The 17,406-nt window shown below is 66.1% G+C and carries 17 protein-coding genes; 5 read left to right on the top strand and 12 right to left on the bottom strand.

Features of this window, described 5'->3' with window-relative positions; translation table 11 throughout:
- The 7 genes from ispD to ACVOME_RS10465 all read right to left on the bottom strand — a co-directional run.
- Positions 1 to 805: 2-C-methyl-D-erythritol 4-phosphate cytidylyltransferase (ispD, locus tag ACVOME_RS10495; RefSeq protein WP_481505067.1), on the bottom strand; the 805-nt coding region annotated here is incomplete at its 3' end.
- Positions 802 to 1,155, bottom strand: a complete 354-nt coding sequence (gene ftsB, locus ACVOME_RS10490) for a cell division protein FtsB (protein WP_053519725.1) — start codon at positions 1,153 to 1,155, stop codon at positions 802 to 804. The genes ispD and ftsB, both read right to left, overlap by 4 nt.
- 4 nt (positions 1,156 to 1,159) lie before the next feature.
- The gene (gene eno, locus ACVOME_RS10485) at positions 1,160 to 2,452 is read right to left on the bottom strand and encodes a phosphopyruvate hydratase (protein WP_053519724.1); all 1,293 of its coding nucleotides are present in this window, start codon (positions 2,450 to 2,452) and stop codon (positions 1,160 to 1,162) included.
- A 251-nt stretch (positions 2,453 to 2,703) separates the two neighbouring features.
- Entirely contained in the window at positions 2,704 to 3,051 is a 348-nt protein-coding gene (locus ACVOME_RS10480; protein ID WP_481505066.1) for a hypothetical protein, read from the bottom strand.
- A complete protein-coding gene (gene kdsA / locus ACVOME_RS10475) occupies positions 3,048 to 3,878 on the bottom strand; it encodes a 3-deoxy-8-phosphooctulonate synthase (RefSeq protein WP_053519722.1) in 831 nt (276 codons plus the stop codon). The genes ACVOME_RS10480 and kdsA overlap by 4 nt, the downstream gene beginning before the upstream one ends.
- Before the next feature lie 90 nt (positions 3,879 to 3,968).
- Complete coding sequence (locus tag ACVOME_RS10470; RefSeq protein ID WP_065174923.1) at positions 3,969 to 5,633, bottom strand: CTP synthase; 1,665 nt, start codon at positions 5,631 to 5,633, stop codon at positions 3,969 to 3,971.
- A 413-nt stretch (positions 5,634 to 6,046) separates the two neighbouring features.
- Positions 6,047 to 6,280 (bottom strand): hypothetical protein, encoded by a 234-nt coding sequence (locus ACVOME_RS10465; RefSeq protein ID WP_481505065.1) that lies wholly within the window; start codon positions 6,278 to 6,280, stop codon positions 6,047 to 6,049.
- Positions 6,281 to 6,440: 160 nt separating this feature from the next.
- Between ACVOME_RS10465 and parE the strand changes: the two genes are divergently transcribed.
- The 3 genes from parE to ACVOME_RS10450 all read left to right on the top strand — a co-directional run bounded on the left by parE (position 6,441) and on the right by ACVOME_RS10450 (position 10,667).
- Positions 6,441 to 8,330 carry a DNA topoisomerase IV subunit B gene (gene parE, locus ACVOME_RS10460; RefSeq protein ID WP_053519719.1) on the top strand — a complete coding sequence of 630 codons (1,890 nt, stop codon included), beginning with the start codon at positions 6,441 to 6,443 and terminating at the stop codon, positions 8,328 to 8,330.
- Between the two features lie 151 nt (positions 8,331 to 8,481).
- Positions 8,482 to 9,060: a GNAT family N-acetyltransferase gene (locus ACVOME_RS10455; protein ID WP_481505064.1), complete on the top strand. Its 579-nt coding sequence runs from the start codon at positions 8,482 to 8,484 to the stop codon at positions 9,058 to 9,060.
- 110 nt (positions 9,061 to 9,170) lie between these two features.
- The gene (locus ACVOME_RS10450; protein WP_111186062.1) at positions 9,171 to 10,667 is read left to right on the top strand and encodes a S10 family peptidase; all 1,497 of its coding nucleotides are present in this window, start codon (positions 9,171 to 9,173) and stop codon (positions 10,665 to 10,667) included.
- Positions 10,668 to 10,908: 241 nt separating this feature from the next.
- On the opposite strand, the gene ACVOME_RS10445 is transcribed toward ACVOME_RS10450, so the two are convergent.
- Positions 10,909 to 12,030, bottom strand: a complete 1,122-nt coding sequence (locus tag ACVOME_RS10445) for an inorganic phosphate transporter (protein ID WP_053519810.1) — start codon at positions 12,028 to 12,030, stop codon at positions 10,909 to 10,911.
- A gap of 13 nt (positions 12,031 to 12,043) precedes the next feature.
- Positions 12,044 to 12,670 (bottom strand): DUF47 domain-containing protein, encoded by a 627-nt coding sequence (locus ACVOME_RS10440; protein ID WP_004152833.1) that lies wholly within the window; start codon positions 12,668 to 12,670, stop codon positions 12,044 to 12,046.
- A 292-nt stretch (positions 12,671 to 12,962) separates the two neighbouring features.
- Here ACVOME_RS10440 and ACVOME_RS10435 point away from each other — a divergent pair, with 292 nt between their 5' ends.
- Positions 12,963 to 14,267 (top strand): hemolysin family protein, encoded by a 1,305-nt coding sequence (locus ACVOME_RS10435; RefSeq protein WP_065174920.1) that lies wholly within the window; start codon positions 12,963 to 12,965, stop codon positions 14,265 to 14,267.
- On the top strand, positions 14,251 to 14,904 hold the full coding sequence (locus ACVOME_RS10430; RefSeq protein WP_322523500.1) for an exopolysaccharide biosynthesis protein: 654 nt from the start codon (positions 14,251 to 14,253) through the stop codon (positions 14,902 to 14,904). Before ACVOME_RS10435 ends, ACVOME_RS10430 begins: the two co-directional genes overlap by 17 nt.
- 10 nt (positions 14,905 to 14,914) lie before the next feature.
- Here ACVOME_RS10430 and ACVOME_RS10425 read toward each other — a convergent pair whose 3' ends face one another.
- From ACVOME_RS10425 to ACVOME_RS10415, 3 genes are all read right to left on the bottom strand, one after another.
- Positions 14,915 to 15,412: a pyridoxamine 5'-phosphate oxidase family protein gene (locus ACVOME_RS10425; RefSeq protein ID WP_053519807.1), complete on the bottom strand. Its 498-nt coding sequence runs from the start codon at positions 15,410 to 15,412 to the stop codon at positions 14,915 to 14,917.
- 68 nt (positions 15,413 to 15,480) lie between these two features.
- Positions 15,481 to 16,476 (bottom strand): LLM class flavin-dependent oxidoreductase, encoded by a 996-nt coding sequence (locus tag ACVOME_RS10420; protein ID WP_053519806.1) that lies wholly within the window; start codon positions 16,474 to 16,476, stop codon positions 15,481 to 15,483.
- 148 nt (positions 16,477 to 16,624) lie between these two features.
- Entirely contained in the window at positions 16,625 to 17,392 is a 768-nt protein-coding gene (locus tag ACVOME_RS10415; protein WP_053519805.1) for a sulfurtransferase, read from the bottom strand.
- Positions 17,393 to 17,406: the final 14 nt, after the last annotated feature.

Genomic DNA, 17,406 nt, shown 5'->3' with positions numbered 1-17,406 from the left:
CCACCCGCCCCCCGGGGGTGGGCGGGGGGTCGGGTGGTCTTGGGGGGGTGGTGTCCCGGCCCGCTTTTTTCCGCCAAACCCCTCCGCCGGGGGCCGCCCGGGGCTCCCCCCGCGCCCGGCGGGAAAGTACGAATTCGAAGCGGTCCAGGTCGGCGGGCGTGGTGACCTTGAAGTTGTCCTCGCTGCCTTCAACCAGCAGCGGGCGCTGGCCCTGGCGTTCCATGGCCATGGCTTCGTCGGTGACGTCCACGCCGGACGCAGCGGCGTCGGTCAGCGCACGGATCAACTGATGGCGGCGGAACAGCTGCGGGGTCAGCGCGCGCCACAGGCGCTCGCGGGGCTCGGTGCCGTCGATGCCACCATCGTCACCGGCCCGCTTCAGGGTGTCGCGTACCGGCGCGGCAAGAATGGCCCCGACCGGATCGGTACGGCCAACCTCCAGCAGGCGACCCAGGTCGGCCAGCGACAGATTGGGCCGCGCGGCATCGTGCACCAGCACGAACTCATCGGCGCGGACGCTCTCCGGCAGCGCAAGCAGGCCGGCCAGCACGGAGGCGGCGCGGGTCGCCCCCCCCGTGCAGGTCAGCACCGGCTTGCCGGCCCATTCGCTCCAGCCCGGCCAATCCGCGTCATCCTCGCCGATCACCACCATCGCGCCGGCAACGGCCGGGTGGGCCAGCAGTGCCTGCAGGGTGTGGGCCAGCAGCATCTGCCCGCCCGCCTGCAGATACTGCTTGGGCAGTGGCGCACCGAAGCGGGCGCCACGACCGGCAGCGGGAACGACCACCCAGATCGCCGCGCTCATGGCACGTCCGCCGGGTGGTCGCCCGCCTGTTCGGGCATCGGCACCGGCGGCTGCGCCGGACGAACCGGCGCGTCGTCGACCACCCGGTAGAACTTCTCGCCGGGCTTGATCATGCCCAGCTCACTGCGTGCGCGCTCTTCGATGGCGGACTGGCCTTCCTTGAGGTCCTTCACTTCCGCAGCCAGCGCATCATTACGCTGCTGCAGACCTTCGTTGTCCCGTTCCTGGCCGGCAACCTGGGCTTCGAGCATCATCACTTCCCCCGAATTGCCCGGGCCGAACCAGAAACGGTACTGCAGCCATGCCAGCAGCAGGGCCAGCACCAGCAGCAGCCAGCGCCAATCGCGCATGGCCTCAGCGCTTCAGCGAAACGAACGCGTCACGACCGGCGTAACGCGCGCCGGCACCGAGGGCTTCCTCGATGCGCAGCAGCTGGTTGTACTTGGCCACGCGATCGCTGCGGCACAGCGAGCCGGTCTTGATCTGGGTGGCAGTGGTCGCCACGGCGATGTCGGCGATGGTGGTGTCTTCGGTTTCACCCGAACGGTGCGAGACGACAGCGGCATAACCGGCACGGTCAGCCATGGCAATCGCTTCCAGGGTTTCACTCAGGGTGCCGATCTGGTTGACCTTGATCAGGATGGCATTGGCAGTACCGGAGTCGATGCCCTCCTGGAAGATCTTCGGATTGGTCACGAACAGGTCATCGCCCACCAGCTGCACCTTCTTGCCGATGCGATCGGTCAGCAGCTTCCAGCCCGCCCAGTCGTTCTCGGCCAGGCCGTCCTCGATGGTGATGATCGGGTACTGCGCGGCCCAGTCGGCAAGGAAGTCGACGAACTGCTCGGAGGTCAGGCGCTTGTTCTCGCCGACCAGGTTGTACTTGCCGTTCTCGAAGAACTCGCTGGAGGCCACGTCCAGACCCAGCAGCACGTCCTCGCCCGCGGTGTAGCCGGCCTTGCCGATCGCTTCGAGAATGGTGTCCAGCGCCTCGACGTTGCTGCGGAAGTCAGGCGCGAAGCCGCCTTCGTCACCGACCGCGGTGCTCAGGCCATGCCCCTTCAGCACCGACTTCAGCGAGTGGAAGATCTCGGTGCCGGCGCGCAGCGCTTCGGAGAACGAGGTGAAGCCGACCGGCAGCACCATGAACTCCTGGAAATCGACGTTGTTGTCGGCATGCGCGCCGCCGTTGATGATGTTCATCATCGGCACCGGCAGCGACGGGGTCACGCCGGTCCTGCCGGCCAGGTACTGCCACAGCGCCTGCTTGCTGGATGCTGCGGCGGCGTGCGCGGCCGCCATCGAGACACCGAGCAGCGCGTTGGCGCCCAGACGGCCCTTGTTCTCGGTGCCATCAAGGTCGATCAGGCGGCGGTCCAGGCCGGACTGGTCGGTGGCCTCGAAGCCCTTCAGCGCGGCAGCGATGGTCGTGTTGACGTTGTCGACAGCCTTGCGCACGCCCTTGCCCAGGTAGCGGGTCTTGTCGCCGTCACGCAGCTCGACCGCTTCCTTTGTGCCGGTCGAGGCGCCGGAGGGAACCGCGGCACGACCGAACGAACCGTCCTCCAGGGTGACTTCGGCTTCCAGCGTGGGGTTGCCACGGCTGTCGAGGATTTCACGGGCGTGGATGCTGCGGATCGTACTCATGGTCGGGCCGGTTACCTGTATGGAGAGGGGGCGACAAAACGAATGCCGCGTGATTATCCCCGGCTGCCCGCCCGTTGCCAAATGGCGCGAACGGCGTCAGCCCCGGCTGGCCCCCGCCCCGGCAGCAGCAGCGATACCAGGAGCACCCGCAAAGCAGCGGCCATGGCCGGACAGACGGTGCCATGCCTGCGCCGCCAGCCTGAGCGCGATCAGGCCCCAGGGCCAATCGCGTGCAGACGTGCTCACATTCATCAGAGCACCCCGTAGGACAGCGCACCGAGCCACAGCGAAAGCAGGACAACCGCCAGCCCGGCGGCCACCTTGCCGCGATTCAGGCGCCAAGCCAGCACGGCGGCAGCGATGCAGCCGCCGGCAGTCAACAGTTCGCCAGCCAGCAGCGCCATGAAGTACGCCCGCAGATTGAGCACGCTGCTGCCATCACCCGGGGACCGCACGGACGCTGCGCCGATCAGCACCAGACCGAACACGCCCGCCGTGAACAACCCCGCCAGGCCCAGTGCGATCAGGCCCCACGGCCACTGTTTCCAGTGCCGGCGGCGACGCTGGGTTTCCAGCGCCGTCCATGGGTCAGACTTCACGCGAAGCGTGAGAAACCGTGCTTCTTGGTCACCGCATCGAGCTCCATCAGCGTTTCGAGCAGTGCTTCCATCTGGTCCAGCGGCCATGCGTTGGGACCGTCGGAGAGGGCCTTGGACGGGTCAGGATGGGTCTCGGCGAACAGACCGGAGATACCCACCGCCACCGCGGCCCGGGCCAATACCGGCACATGTTCGCGCTGGCCGCCGGAGCTGGTGCCCTGCCCACCCGGCAGCTGCACCGAATGGGTGGCGTCGAACACCACCGGGCACCCGGTCTCGCGCATCACCGCCAGCGAACGCATGTCGCTCACCAGATTGTTGTAGCCGAAGCTGGCACCGCGTTCGCAGACCATGATCTGATCGTTACCGGTCGCCTTGGCCTTCTCCACGACCGGCTTCATGTCCCAGGGCGCCAGGAACTGGCCCTTCTTGATGTTGACCGGCTTCCCGGCCGAGCACACCTTGCGGATGAAGTCGGTCTGGCGAACAAGGAATGCCGGGGTCTGCAGCACATCCACGACCGAAGCCACTTCGTCCATCGGGGTGTACTCATGGACGTCGGTCAGCACCGGCACGCCGATCTGCTTCTTGACCTCGGCCAGGACTTTCAGCCCCTCCTCCATGCCCGGGCCGCGGAAAGCGGTACCAGACGTGCGGTTGGCCTTGTCGAAGCTGGACTTGAAGATGAAGTTCACACCGAGCTTGCCGGTGATCTCCTTCAGCTTGCCAGCGGTATCGAGCTGCAACTGCATCGACTCGATCACGCAGGGGCCGGCGATCAGGAACAGGGGCTGGTCCAGCCCCACTTCGAATCCACACAGTTTCATGGCGTTTCCTTAGAGTTGTCCGCTACATCGAACGGGCCGATGCACTTGGTTCAAGCGAGCAAGATGGGGCCTGGCGGGCCCCATCGCAAGTCAGGCGCGCGCTTCCTGCAACAACTGGCCACCGGCCTTGCGCTCGCGTGCCGCGCGGATGAAGCCGATGAACAGCGGGTGGCCGTCACGCGGCGTGGACAGGAACTCCGGATGCGCCTGGCAGGCCAGGAACCAGGGATGCGCATCGCGCGGCAGCTCGACCACTTCCACCAGGGTGTCGTCCATCGACTTGCCGGCGATCACCAGGCCGGCGTCTTCCAGCTGGGTGCGGTAACGGTTGTTGAACTCATACCGGTGGCGGTGGCGCTCGGCCACCACGTCCTTGCCGTACAGCTCACGCGCCAGCGTGCCCGGCTTCAGGCGCTGCTCCTGCAGGCCCAGACGCATGGTGCCGCCCAGGTCACTCTTGTCGTCGCGCTTCTCGACGTCACCGGCAGCGGTGCGCCACTCGGTGATCAGGCCGATCACCGGATTTGGCGACTGGCGATCATTCTCGGTGCTGTTGGCACCTTCGAGGCCGACCACGTTGCGCGCGTAATCGACCACGGCCGCCTGCATGCCGTAGCAGATGCCGAAGTACGGCACCTGGTTCTCGCGGGCGAACTTCGAGGTCAGCACCTTGCCTTCGAAACCACGGTCGCCGAATCCGCCCGGCACCAGGATGCCATCGACATCGGCCAGCGCGGCCATGTCCGTGCCTTCCAGGTCCTGCGCTTCCAGCCACTTCAGATTGACCCGGGTGCGCTGGCGCAGGCCACCATGCTTGAGTGCTTCGCCGACCGACTTGTATGCATCCTGGTGGTCGACGTACTTGCCGACCACGGCGATGGTCACCTCGTCGAGCGGATGCAGCGTGGCGTCGACCGCGTCCTCCCACACCGACAGATCGACAGGACCGGCCTTGTCGGCGAGCTTCAGCTGGTTGACGACAATCTCATCCAGGCCCTGCGCATGCAGTCCCGAAGGGATGCGATACAGCACATCCACGTCCGGCACGCTGATCACGGCGCGTTCGGAAACATTGGTGAACTGGGCGATCTTGCGACGCTCCGAATCGGGCACGGCCTGCTCCGAACGGCACAACAGCACATCCGGCTGGATGCCGATCGAACGCAGCTCCTTCACCGAGTGCTGGGTCGGCTTGGTCTTCAGTTCGCCGGCCGCGCCGATGTACGGCACCAGGGTGAGGTGCATGAACAGCGCCTTCTCCGGACCACGCTCGGTACGCACCTGGCGGATCGCCTCCAGGAACGGCAGCGATTCGATGTCGCCGACGGTGCCGCCGATCTCGACCAGGGCGACGTCATAGCCTTCGGTGGCTTCGTCGATGCAACGACGGATCTCGTCGGTAATGTGCGGAATGACCTGCACGGTCGCGCCAAGGTAATCGCCGCGACGCTCCTTGCGGATCACGTTCTCGTAGATGCGACCGGTGGTGACCGAATTCTTGCGGCTCAGGCGCGTCCGCACGAACCGCTCGTAGTGGCCCAGATCGAGATCGGTCTCGGCACCGTCATCGGTGACATAGACCTCGCCGTGCTGGAACGGGCTCATGGTGCCCGGATCAACGTTGATGTAGGGGTCGAGCTTCATCATCGTGACCTTCAGGCCACGGGCTTCGAGAATGGCGGCCAGCGACGCAGCGGCAATGCCTTTGCCGAGCGAGGACACCACGCCGCCGGTTACGAAAATCAAGGGAGTCATGGCTGCAAGCATCCTGTCTGGAAATGGAAAACGACAGCGCCACGCACGCCCTGGGGGCGGACATGGCGCTTGAAGGGGGTTTTCCGGTTCGCTGGGGCAGCGAGGGAGGTGCCGATCCGTGCGGCGGCTGGCGCCAGACGGTAACCATCGCGCGAGGTCGGGGCAACCGCGCCGGTCACATCGACCGTCACCTGCGACCCGCATTGCTGGAGGCCACGCATGGCCGTGCCAGCCCATTCGCAAATGGTGGACACGCACTACTCCCGGAAAGCCATAGTTTACAGATAGATGGCCGCCAACCCAAGAGGCTTGTGCAGGCCGACCGAACGAAAAACGCCCCCTTGCGGGGGCGTGGCGTCTCCAGAAGCCCGCTTCTACAGGGCTTCCGTGGGAAAGAGAGGGTGCGCGTGCGCTCAGCGCTTCTTGCGCGCCTCTTCCTCTTCTTCCTGCTGCGGAACCGGCTGGCCCTTGGCCTTCAGCTCCGCATTGGCCTGCGCGCGGCGCTTGGCCTTGGCGTCGGCTTCGGCCTGTGCCTTGTCGGCCTGGTCACCCTGCTGCGGGGCCGGCTGGCCGGCGTTCTGCGCCATCACCAGCGGCACCGCAACGGCGGCAGCGGCCAGGATCGCAACGGTCAGCAACTTCTTCATGGAGTCCTCCTCGCGGTATGGCTGGGACATGGGGACGCTGGCGTCCGGATTCCAGCGGCTGCCATTTTACCCCCTCCCCGGTGGCGAGGCTGAACCGCAGGCGTGCAAATTCGCCGCCCAGACCGCACACTTGCGCGTCGCTCCGCGCTTTAGAACATAGATGAACGCCCGCTATAACGCCGCCGATATTGAAGTCCTGTCCGGCCTTGACCCGGTCAAGCGCCGTCCCGGCATGTATACCGACACCGCGCGCCCCAACCACCTGGCGCAGGAAGTGATCGACAACTCGGTGGACGAGGCCCTCGCCGGCCACGCCCGCTCGATCGAGATCACCCTGTACAAGGACGGCAGCGTGGAGGTCAGCGATGACGGCCGTGGCATGCCGGTGGACATCCATCCGGAAGAGAAGATCCCGGGTGTCGAGCTGATCCTGACCCGCCTGCACGCGGGCGGCAAGTTCAGCAACAACAACTACACCTTCTCCGGCGGCCTGCACGGCGTCGGCGTCAGCGTGGTCAACGCGCTGTCGACCCTGGTGGAGGTGCACATCAAGCGCGAAGGTGCCGAACACCGCATCACCTTCCGTAACGGTGACCGCGCCACGCCGCTGGAAGTGGTGGGCACGGTCGGCAAGAAGAACACGGGTACCCGCGTGCGCTTCTGGCCCGACCCGAAGTACTTCGATACGCCGAAGTTCGCGGTGCGCGCGCTCAAGCATCTGCTCCGCGCCAAAGCGGTGTTGTGCCCGGGCCTGACCGTGAAGCTGACCGACGAAGCCACCGGCGAAGTCGACACCTGGTACTACGAGGACGGCCTGCGCGACTACCTGAAGCTGGAGCTGGGCGAGCGCGAAATGCTGCCGGCCGACCTGTTCGTCGGCAACCTGAAGAAGGACACCGAAGTGGTGGACTGGGCCGTGGCCTGGCTGCCGGAAGGAGAGCTGGTCCAGGAAAGCTACGTCAACCTGATCCCGACTGCCCAGCACGGTACCCACGTCAACGGCCTGCGCACCGGCTTGACCGAGGCGCTCCGCGAGTTCTGCGACTTCCGCAACCTGCTGCCGCGTGGCGTGAAGCTGGCGCCGGAAGACGTGTGGGACCGCGTGTCGTTCGTGCTGTCGCTGAAAATGACCGATCCGCAGTTCAGCGGGCAGACCAAGGAACGCCTGTCCTCGCGGCAGGCCGCCGGTTTCGTGGAAGGTGCCGCGCACGATGCATTCAGCCTGCTGCTGAACCAGAACGTGGAACTGGGCGAGAAGATCGCGCAGATCGCCATCGAGCGCGCCAGCGCACGCCTGAAGACCGAAAAGCTGGTGGTCCGCAAGAAGGTCACCCAGGGCCCTGCCCTGCCGGGCAAGCTGGCCGACTGCATCAGCCAGGACCTGTCGCGTACCGAACTGTTCCTGGTGGAAGGTGATTCGGCAGGCGGCAGCGCCAAGCAGGCACGCGACAAGGATTTCCAGGCGATCATGCCGCTGCGCGGCAAGATCCTGAACACCTGGGAAGTCTCCTCCAACAGCGTGCTGGCCTCGGAAGAAGTGCACAACCTGGCCATCGCCATCGGCTGCGATCCGGGCAAGGATGACATCAGCGGCCTGCGCTACGGCAAGGTGGTGATCCTGGCCGACGCCGACTCGGACGGCCTGCACATCGCCACCCTGTTGACGGCGCTGTTCCTGAAGCACTTCCCGGCGCTGGTCGACGCCGGCCACGTGTTCGTGGCAATGCCGCCGCTGTTCCGCATCGACGTGGGCAAGCAGGTCTTCTACGCGCTGGACGAGGAAGAAAAGCGCTCCATGCTGGACAAGATCGAGCGCGAGAAGATCAAGGGCGCGGTCAATGTGACCCGGTTCAAGGGCCTGGGCGAGATGAACCCGTCGCAGCTGCGTGAGTCCACCATCCACCCGGACACCCGTCGCCTGGTGCAGCTGACCGTGGACGATCGCGAGCAGACCCGTTCGCTGATGGACATGCTGCTGGCCAAGAAGCGGGCGTCTGACCGCAAGGGCTGGCTGGAGACCAAGGGCGATCTGGCGTCGCTGGAAGTCTGACCCCAGCGCGGGCCGGGGCCGTTTCCTGTCGGGAAACGGCTCTGGCTGCATGGCCTGGCAGTACCGGTTCAGGCCGCCCACCGGGGCATTACACCCCCATCGGCAAACCCTGCGGGTCCATAATGCGCGCTCATCCGCGTGGACCACCGCATTGCCCAGCCACTCGCTGCTGTTCCCCGGCCTGCCGCTGCACAGCACGCGGCTGGTCCTGAGCCCGATCCGTCGTGATGACGCTGCTGCGTTGTTCACGCTGCAATCCAACCCGGCGGTGATGCGCTGGTGGAACCATCCTGCCTGGACACGGCCGGGCGAAGCCCGCGAACAGATCGACGACGACCTCGCCGCACACGCCATCGGCACCCAGCTCAAGCTGGCCGTGCGCGAATCGCTGGAAGGGCCGTTGCTGGGCATCTGCGTGGTGTTTGCCGTCGATCGCGATGCTGCGCGTGCCGAGATCGGCTATCTGCTGGCACCTGAGGTCCAGGGCCGGGGCTACATGCATGAGGCGTTGCGGCAGGTGCTGGCCTACCTGTCCCGGACGCTGCGCCTGCATCGCGTCGAAGCCGAGATCGATCCGCGCAATGCGGCCTCCGCGCACGTGCTTGAACGCCTCGGCTTCCATCGTGAGGGCCTCCTGCGCCAACGCTGGCGCATCCAGGGCGAGTTGGCGGACTCGGCTGTGTACGGGCTGCTGGCCGATGACGAAGCCGCGAGCGCCCTGCCCACTTGACCCAATCTGGCCGCAACCGACGACAACGCCCGGCCATGGCTTTGGACACATACGGCGCGGCACCCTGGAGGCCTAGCATCGAAACCCCCTTCCGCTGCCGATCCGGTGCCATGAAGTCCCTGCTGCACACTGCCGCGCTCTGCGTCGGCCTGCTCATTGCTCCTGCCAGCGTGCTGGCCGCGCCCGCCGCCGAATCCAAGCCCGACGCCAGGGACGACAAGACCGAAGCACCTGCGCTGCCGGCCGACGCCTCCACCCGCCAGAGCATCCGCCTGGCGGGCCGCACGCTCGACTACACCGCCACCGTGGGGACCCTGCCGGTACGTGACGAGAAGGGCAAGGTGATCGCCGATGTGGTGTTCACCGCCTACACGATGCCCGGCAAGGACCGGCCGGTGACCTTCGCGCTCAACGGCGGGCCCGGCGCGTCCTCGGTGTATCTCAATCTGGGCGCCATCGGCCCGAAGGTCGTGACCTTCGGCTCGGAGGGCGACAGCGCGTCGGCGCCGGCCACGCTGCACGACAATCCGGGAACGTGGCTGGACTTCACCGACCTGGTCTTCATCGACCCGGTCGGCACCGGCTTCAGCCGTGCCCGCATCGGCGATGACGAAGCCAAGAAGGCGCTGTACAACCCCAGTGCCGACATCGAGTACCTGTCGCGATCGATCTACGACTGGTTGCTGCGCAACCAGCGCATGGCGTCGCGCAAGTATCTCACCGGTGAGAGCTACGGTGGCTACCGCGGCCCACGCATCACCCACTACCTGCAGACGCGGCTGGGCGTTGCGATGAACGGCCTGGTGCTGGTCTCGCCGTACCTGAGCCCGACCCTGGAAGACAACGCCGACGTCTCGCCGATGGCGTGGATGCAGACGCTGCCGTCGATCGCAGCGGCGCACCTGGAGCGCCAGGGCCGCCTGACCGACGCGGCGATGCGTGAGGTGATCGAGTACACCCGCGGCGATTACGCCACCGCCCTGATGAAGGGCCGCAGCGATCCGCAGGCCACCGAAGCGATGCTGCGCCGGGTCACCGAGCTGACCGGGCTGGACCCGCAGTTCGTGCGTCGTGCCGGCGGCCGCCTGGAAACCCAGGCCTATCTGCGCGAAGTGTTCCGCGACAAGGGCACGCTGGGCAGCCGCTACGACTCGAACGTGACGGCGTTTGATCCGTTCCCGAACGATCCGGAACAGCGCGCCAACGATCCCCTGCTCGACAGCATCATCGCGCCGACCACCACCGCGATGGTCGACTTCGTCACCCGCGTGGTGGGCTGGAAGGTCGATGCGCGCTACCAGGCATTGAACTACGAGGTGAACCGGCTGTGGGACCGCAACGGCGACCTGCGCCAGGGTGCGGTGACCCAGCTGCGCCAGGCGGTGGCGATCGATCCGAATCTGCAGGTGCTGATCGCGCACGGCTGGAATGACCTGTCATGCCCGTTCATGGGCTCGATCCTGACCGTGGACCAGATGCCGGCGATGGGCAGCAACCCGGACCGCGTGCAGGTGCGCAGCTACCCGGGCGGGCACATGTTCTACAGCCGTGCCGACAGCCAGGCGGCATTCCGCAAGGATGTGCAGGCACTGTTCCAGCGCAACTGAGGGGTTCGGCCGCGCCTGCGGCCCGGCGCCCGCTGACGGCAACGGCAACGGCAAAAGCCGGGTTTCCGTGGGCTGGCGAGGTTCCTGCTGCTGTTGGTGGGTGTCGACCTTGGTCGACACGCTGGATACGGAAAAACGATCTGACCATGAAAAAAGCCCGCCGGAATCCGGCGGGCTTCTTCATTTCCGGGGTCAGATCCCTATCTGCAGGGAAAGGGCTCTGACCCCAGGGTTGCTGGCATCAGGTCCAGCCGAACAGCTCGAACAGCTTCAGGATCAGGTACGCACAGCCGCCTGCCGCCGGGATGGTCAGGATCCAGGCCCAGACGATGCGCTCGATCACGCCGAACTTCAGCGAACGCGGATTCTTGGCAAAGCCCACGCCCATGATCGCGGTGGAGATGCTGTGCGTGGTCGAGACCGGCATGCCGAAATGGGCGGCCAGGGTCAGGATGGTGGCCGAGCTGGTCTCCGCCGCGAAGCCGTGGATCGGATGCAGTTTGACCATCTTGTGGCCCAGCGTCTTGATGATCTTCCAGCCACCCGAAGCGGTACCGGCGGCCATCACCACCGCACAGGTCAGCACGATCCACATCGCGATGCCGTCACCGGCCTGCGCATCCGGGTGCATGAAGGCCAGCCAGGACGGCAGGTTATCCAGTGCACCGGTGGCTTCGGCACCGATCAGGGTCATGGCGATGATGCCCATGGTCTTCTGTGCGTCGTTGTGCCCGTGTGCGAAGCCCATGTAGGCGGCCGAGACGATCTGCGCCTTGCCGAAGAAGGCATTGACCCAGCGCGGACGGGCCAGGCGGCCAATCGCACCACCGATCCTGGCCAGACCGGCAATCAGGCCCCACAGCAGCACCATCACCACGATGCCCAGCAGGAAGCCGGCAATCGGCGAGGTGATCATCGGCACGAACACCTTCCACAGCAGGCCCTTGTTCTGCGCCCAGCTGCCGAGCCGTTCGGACCAGATCAGCGCATCCCAGTTGTTGTGGGCGGCCGCCAGGCCGGCGCCGCACAGGCCGCCGATCAGCGCGTGCGAGGACGAGGACGGCAGCCCCTTCCACCAGGTGATCAGGTTCCAGATGATGCCGCCCAGCAGGGCGCACAGGATCACCTGCGGGGTGACATCGACCACGTTGGTGTTGAGCAGGCCCGACGCAATGGTCAGCGCGACCGCGGTACCGGTCAGGGCACCGATCAGGTTCATGAAGGCGGCGAGCATCACCGCCCAGCCGGGCGAGAGCACCTTGGTCGCCACCACGGTGGCGATGGAGTTGGCGGTGTCGTGGAAGCCGTTGATGAACTCGAAGACGAGCGCAGCCAGGATCACCACCAGGACGAGGGTCAACATGCGGCGGCGTCCGTCAGCTGTTCTTCAGCACGATCTGGTACGCCACCACGCCGGCCTCGCGGCAGCGGTCGATGGCTTTTTCCAGGATCTCGAAGAATTCCTTGAGCAGGAACATCTGCAGGTTGTCCAGGCGCCCGGAATAGATGTCACGGTACAGCTCCAGCATCAGCCGGTCGGCCTCGTTCTCCAGCGAGCGCAGCTTCTCGTTGAGCGCGGTCATCCGGTCCAGGTTCATGTGGCGCAGGTCGGCCACCATCTCCACCACCACGCCGGCGGCCTGCTCCAGCATCGCCGCGCGCGGCGCGAAGTCGATGTGCTCCAGGTGGGTCGTGGCCAGCGAATAGCGATCGGCGAACTTCTCGATCTGCTTGGGGATCTTGTACAGCGCCGACCCCAGCGCTTCGATGTCTTCACGCTCGATCGGCGTCATGAAGCTGTCCACCAGCGCCTGGCTGATCTTGTCCGACGCCGCACGCTCGCGCAGGCGGGCCAGCTTGAAGGCGTCCAGCGCGGGCTGGCGGTCGGCCTCGCGCAGCATGGAATGCAGCGCCTTGGCGGCGTCGGAGGCCGCGACGGCAGCCTCATCGAGCAGGGTGTAGAACTGTTTGCCGGAACCGAAAATGGTCTGCAGAGAGAACATTGAGAAACCTGTCAGCCGTCGCGGGAAGGACGGCACCGGACGGAATTATGACGGCTAGATGACCATCTCGGGTATCCCCGCCCCCTTTCCGGGGGTGGAACCCGCCAACCTGAACAGGCAGTTGCCACCTTGCCACGGCCCTTTGCTAAGATGCCAGCGCGCCCTCGGGCGCACCTTATGGACGACGACCCTTATCCCCCAGCGCCGCGCCAGACTCTGCTCCTGAGCGCCTGCCGCCATCGCAAGCACCCGCCCTCCCTGCCACCAACCGGGGACGACGCCCGTGTTTGAAATGATCCTGATTGTCTTCGCGCTGGTTCTGTTGAACGGCTTCTTCGCCATGTCCGAGATGTCGGTCATGACCTCGCGCAAGAGCCGTCTCAAGCAGATGGCCGGCAGCTCCAAGCGCGCCGCCAAGGCCCTGGAGCTGTCCGAAAAGCCCGAGAGCTTCCTGTCCACGGTCCAGATCGGCATCACCGTCATCGGCGTGCTGACCGGCTACCTGGGCGGCGATGCCATCGGCGACGCCATTGCCGGCTGGCTGCAGGGCCTGATGCCCGGCTTCACCTACGCCTCCCAGGTCGGCACCACGCTGGCCGTGACCCTCATCACCTTCGTGACCCTGATCTTTGGTGAGCTGGTGCCCAAGCGGCTGGCCCTGACCCGCTCCGAGGCCATTGCCAGCCTGGTGGCCATGCCGATGAGCTGGCTGGCCAAACTGGCCCTGCCCTTCGTCTGGCTGCTGTCCAGGACGACCCAGCTGGTGCTGAAGGCACTTGGCCTGGGCAAGGACGAAGCCGCCTCGGTGACCGAAGAGGAGATCCGCATGCTGGTGGCCGAAAGCCACGAGGCAGGTGTGATCGACACCCATGAGCGCGACATGATGAACCGCGTGATGCGGCTGGGCGATCGCACCGCCGACAGCCTGATGACGCCGCGCAACCGGATCGCCTGGCTGGACACGCAGGCCGGCCTGGACCGCAACCTGGAAATCATGGCCGAGCATGAGTTCTCGCGCTATCCGGTCTATCGCGACAACGACATGGATGTGGTTGGTGTGCTTGAACTGAAATCGCTGGCGACCCGCATGGCACGCGGCGACAACGCGCTGTTCCAGACCCTGCGCGAGCCGTTGTACGTTTCCGAGTCCACCCATGCGATGAAGCTGCTGGAGATCTTCCGGGAAGAACAGCAGTCGATGGCGCTGGTCGTCGACGAATACGGCGAGATCCAGGGACTGGTCACCATCAGCGACCTGATGGGCGCAGTGGTGGGCCGCCTGCAGGCGGTGGAGAATGCCGACGAGGACGCACTGGTGGTGACCCGTGAGGACGGCTCGCTGCTGGTGGACGGCTCGCTGCCGGTGGACGACCTCCGCGAGCTGATCGGCAGCAACGAGCTTCCCGACGCCGAAGAGGGCGACTACTACACCCTGGCCGGCATGTGCATCCACTACTTCGGCCGCATCCCGCACGCGGGCGAGTACTTCGACTGGGCCGGCTGGCGCTTCGAGATCGTCGACCTGGACGGTGCACGTGTGGACAAGCTGCTGCTGCGCACGCTGTCGGACGAGCAGGCCGATGAGCTCACCGCCTGAGTCCGGCCCGCGCGACGCAGCACCTGCCTATCGCAACGAAGGCATCCGCACGCTGCTGGAAATGTTCGCCTGGGGTGATCCGGCCCAGCACATGAAGCTGGGCCAGATCCTGCAGGATCTGCAGCAGAGCGCCTTCGGCGTTTTCCTGTTCGTGGCGATCCTGCCGTCGTTCATCCCGATTCCGGGGCTGGGCGGTGCGGTCAGTGGCCCCCTGGTGATCCTGATCGGCCTGCAGATGCTGTGCTGCATGCGGCGCCCCTGGCTGCCGGGCTTCATTGCCCGCCGCGGGCCGAAGCGCGGCACCATGCACCGGTTCCTGGACCGCATCGACCGCCCGCTGCGGCGCTTGGACCGCATGCTCAGGCCACGCCTGCCGCAGCTGCTCAAGCCGCTGCCGGCCCACGCGTTCACCGGCGCACTGCTGGTCCTGCTGGGCATCCTGCTGTCGCTGCCGATCCCGTTCACCAACTATCTGTTCGGCTTCCAGCTGCTGCTGTTCTCCCTGGCCCTGCTCGAGCGCGACGGCGCGCTGATGCTGGTCAACTGGATCGGAGCATTGGCGGCAATCGCGTTCTTTGGTTTCAGTTCCGGCCAACTGGTGAGCTACACCGTCGAACTGTTCCAGCGCTGGTTCTGAACCGGGCCCATCAACGCAGGTCGACGAAACCGTTGTCGGCAAGCTGGCCTGGCTCATCCTGTACCGCAGACAGCACGAACGTCAGCGCCCTGCCCAGCAGCGTGCCCGGTCCATCCCAGTACTCGGCCGATTCAGCCTGCACGTGGATGAGCCGAAGGTTCGGATCGTCCTTGCCGCCGGGGAAGAACAGCTTCATCGCTGGCGACCACAGCGCTTCCACCTTGGCTCGATCGTCGACGATGCGCGCATTGCCCGCCACCGACACATAGGTGTTCTTCGACGTCGAGGCGTAGGCCACGTTGACCCGCGGATTGAGTGCGATCTCCGCCACCTTCGGGCTGTCGGCTGCGGTAGCGAACCAGAGGTCACCATCGAAGGCGACCTGCTGGGTACCAAGCGGACGGCTGTACAGGCGACCATCGACACCGACCGTGGTGAACATCGCCACCTCCACGTCCTTGATCAGTTCGGCCAGTTGGGCGATGTGTTCTGCGCGGGAATCCGACATGGGGAGCTCCAGGGGTAGGGAGCCCCCATCAGACGCGGAAGGTCTGCAATGCGCCGTGATGCAATCGTTCAGCCCGCGTGGCGATCGTGCCACGCCCGCATGGTCAGCTCGAACGAGCGCAGCCTCGCGCGATGGTCATACAGATTGGCGGTGAGCATCAGTTCGTCAGGTCGATGGCGTTCGACGAACGCGGCGATACCCTCGGCCACCTGCTGCGGATCACCCAGCACCGTGCACGCCAATGCCCGCTCGACACCCAGTTTCTCGTGCGGCTCCCAGAACGATTCGATGTCGTCGATCGGTGCCGGGATCTTGCCGGGACGCCCCCGGCGCAGATTGACGAAGCTCTGCTGCTGGCTGGTGAACAGGCGGCGCGATTCGGCTTCGCTGTCGCTGGCCACCACGTTCAATGCCAGCATCGCGTGCGGTTGCTTCAACGTGGCCGAAGGACGGAATTCGCGGCGGTAGACTGCCAGCGCCTCATCCATCGCGTCCGGGGCGAAGTGCGAGGCGAAGGCGTACGGCAGCCCCATCGATGCCGCCATGCGCGCACCGAACAGGCTGGAACCCAGGATCCACGTCGGCACCCGCAGGCCGCCGCCAGGCACGGCCTGCACCGCCTGACCGGGCTGGACCGGCTCGAAGTAATGCAGCAGCTCACGCACATCCTGCGGGAACTGGTCAGCGCTGTCGAAATAGCGCCGCAGCGCGCGGGCGGTCGGCTGGTCGGTGCCGGGCGCCCGCCCCAGCCCCAGATCGATGCGGTCCGGATAGAGCGAGGCCAGCGTGCCGAACTGCTCGGCCACCTGCAGCGGCGCATGGTTGGGCAGCATGATGCCGCCTGCACCGACACGGATGCGCTGCGTGCCACCGGCAACGTGCCCGATCAGCACGGCGGTGGCCGCGCTGGCGATACCGGGCATGTTGTGGTGTTCGGCCAGCCAGTAGCGGCGGTAGCCCAGCGCATCGGCATGCTGGGCCAGTTCCAGCATGTTGGAGAAGGCGGCGGTGGTATCGCTGCCCTCGCAGACCGGGGCCAGGTCGAGGATCGACAACGGGATCATCAGGCGGTTTCCGTCAAAAGATCCCCTCTGCATGGGGTCGGCCCGGCACGGCGGCCAGTGCCGGTGGCGGGACGCTGATTCCTGCCGGGCGGGTCAGCTCCCCAGGTGGACCGGACAGCCGTGCACGACCGGCGCCCGGGACAGCCGCTCAGAAGGCGCTGGGGCGTGGTTCCGGCAGCGGCTCATCCACCAGCGGCCTGAGCTCCGCATCCAGCGCCACCCGTTCATCGAACACGAAACAGCGCCCGTCGTAGCCCTCGCCGCCCACCTCTTCGAAGTAGCCGAGAATGCCGCCATCGAGCTGCAGCACGTTGTCCATGCCGTCATTGAGCATCCACAGTGCGGCCTTCTCGCAGCGGATGCCACCCGTGCAGAAGCTGACCACGGTGCTGTCCTTCAATGCGTCGCGGTGCGGCGCCAGGGCCTCCGGCAGATCGGTGAACTTGTGGATCGGCAGCACCAGCGCGTCCTTGAACGTGCCGTACTCCACCTCCTGCAGATTGCGGGTATCGAGCATCACCACCGGCTTTCCCGCATCGTCGTGGCCCTGCCGCAGCCAACGTTGCACGGTGGCCGGATCGACCGCCGGCGCGCGTGGATAGGCCAGCGGCTGGCCGTCATCGCGGCGGAAACTGATGATCTCCGGCTTCACTCTGGCCTTGAGCCGCGCGAAGGGCTGATGCTCGCTGAAGCTGGTCTTGACCCGCATTCCGGCCAGACGCGGATCCTCACGCAGTGCCGCGTAGAAGCCCTCGATGGCGGCCGGGGCGCCCGCCAGGAACAGATTCAGGCCCTCGCCCGCCACCAGGATCGTGCCGCGCAGCCCAGCCGCTTCGGCACGCGCCAGCAGCTGGTCGCACAGAACCTCGGGGGCGTCGATGGCGGTGAAATGATAGGCGGCGGTATTGGCGATCATCCGCGCATTTTAGC

The organism is Stenotrophomonas sp. STEN008, from assembly GCF_056760435.1.
Note: the sequence above shows the minus strand (reverse complement) of the source record. Positions and strands in the feature narration are given on the sequence as shown.

Bases quoted from the DNA above. Each gene is read 5' to 3' on its own strand.
- ACVOME_RS10445 (WP_053519810.1), bottom strand. From the start codon at position 12,030: ATGTTGACCCTCGTCCTGGTGGTGATCCTGGCTGCGCTCGTCTTCGAG.
- ACVOME_RS10430 (WP_322523500.1), top strand. From the start codon at position 14,251: ATGAGCTCACCGCCTGAGTCCGGCCCGCGCGACGCAGCACCTGCCTAT.
- ACVOME_RS10450 (WP_111186062.1), top strand. From the start codon at position 9,171: ATGAAGTCCCTGCTGCACACTGCCGCGCTCTGCGTCGGCCTGCTCATT.
- eno (WP_053519724.1), bottom strand. From the start codon at position 2,452: ATGAGTACGATCCGCAGCATCCACGCCCGTGAAATCCTCGACAGCCGT.
- ftsB (WP_053519725.1), bottom strand. From the start codon at position 1,155: ATGCGCGATTGGCGCTGGCTGCTGCTGGTGCTGGCCCTGCTGCTGGCA.
- ACVOME_RS10465 (WP_481505065.1), bottom strand. From the start codon at position 6,280: ATGAAGAAGTTGCTGACCGTTGCGATCCTGGCCGCTGCCGCCGTTGCG.
- ACVOME_RS10425 (WP_053519807.1), bottom strand. From the start codon at position 15,412: ATGTCGGATTCCCGCGCAGAACACATCGCCCAACTGGCCGAACTGATC.
- ACVOME_RS10470 (WP_065174923.1), bottom strand. From the start codon at position 5,633: ATGACTCCCTTGATTTTCGTAACCGGCGGCGTGGTGTCCTCGCTCGGC.
- ACVOME_RS10415 (WP_053519805.1), bottom strand. From the start codon at position 17,392: ATGATCGCCAATACCGCCGCCTATCATTTCACCGCCATCGACGCCCCC.
- ACVOME_RS10440 (WP_004152833.1), bottom strand. From the start codon at position 12,670: ATGTTCTCTCTGCAGACCATTTTCGGTTCCGGCAAACAGTTCTACACC.
- ACVOME_RS10420 (WP_053519806.1), bottom strand. From the start codon at position 16,476: ATGATCCCGTTGTCGATCCTCGACCTGGCCCCGGTCTGCGAGGGCAGC.
- parE (WP_053519719.1), top strand. From the start codon at position 6,441: ATGAACGCCCGCTATAACGCCGCCGATATTGAAGTCCTGTCCGGCCTT.
- kdsA (WP_053519722.1), bottom strand. From the start codon at position 3,878: ATGAAACTGTGTGGATTCGAAGTGGGGCTGGACCAGCCCCTGTTCCTG.
- ACVOME_RS10435 (WP_065174920.1), top strand. From the start codon at position 12,963: ATGATCCTGATTGTCTTCGCGCTGGTTCTGTTGAACGGCTTCTTCGCC.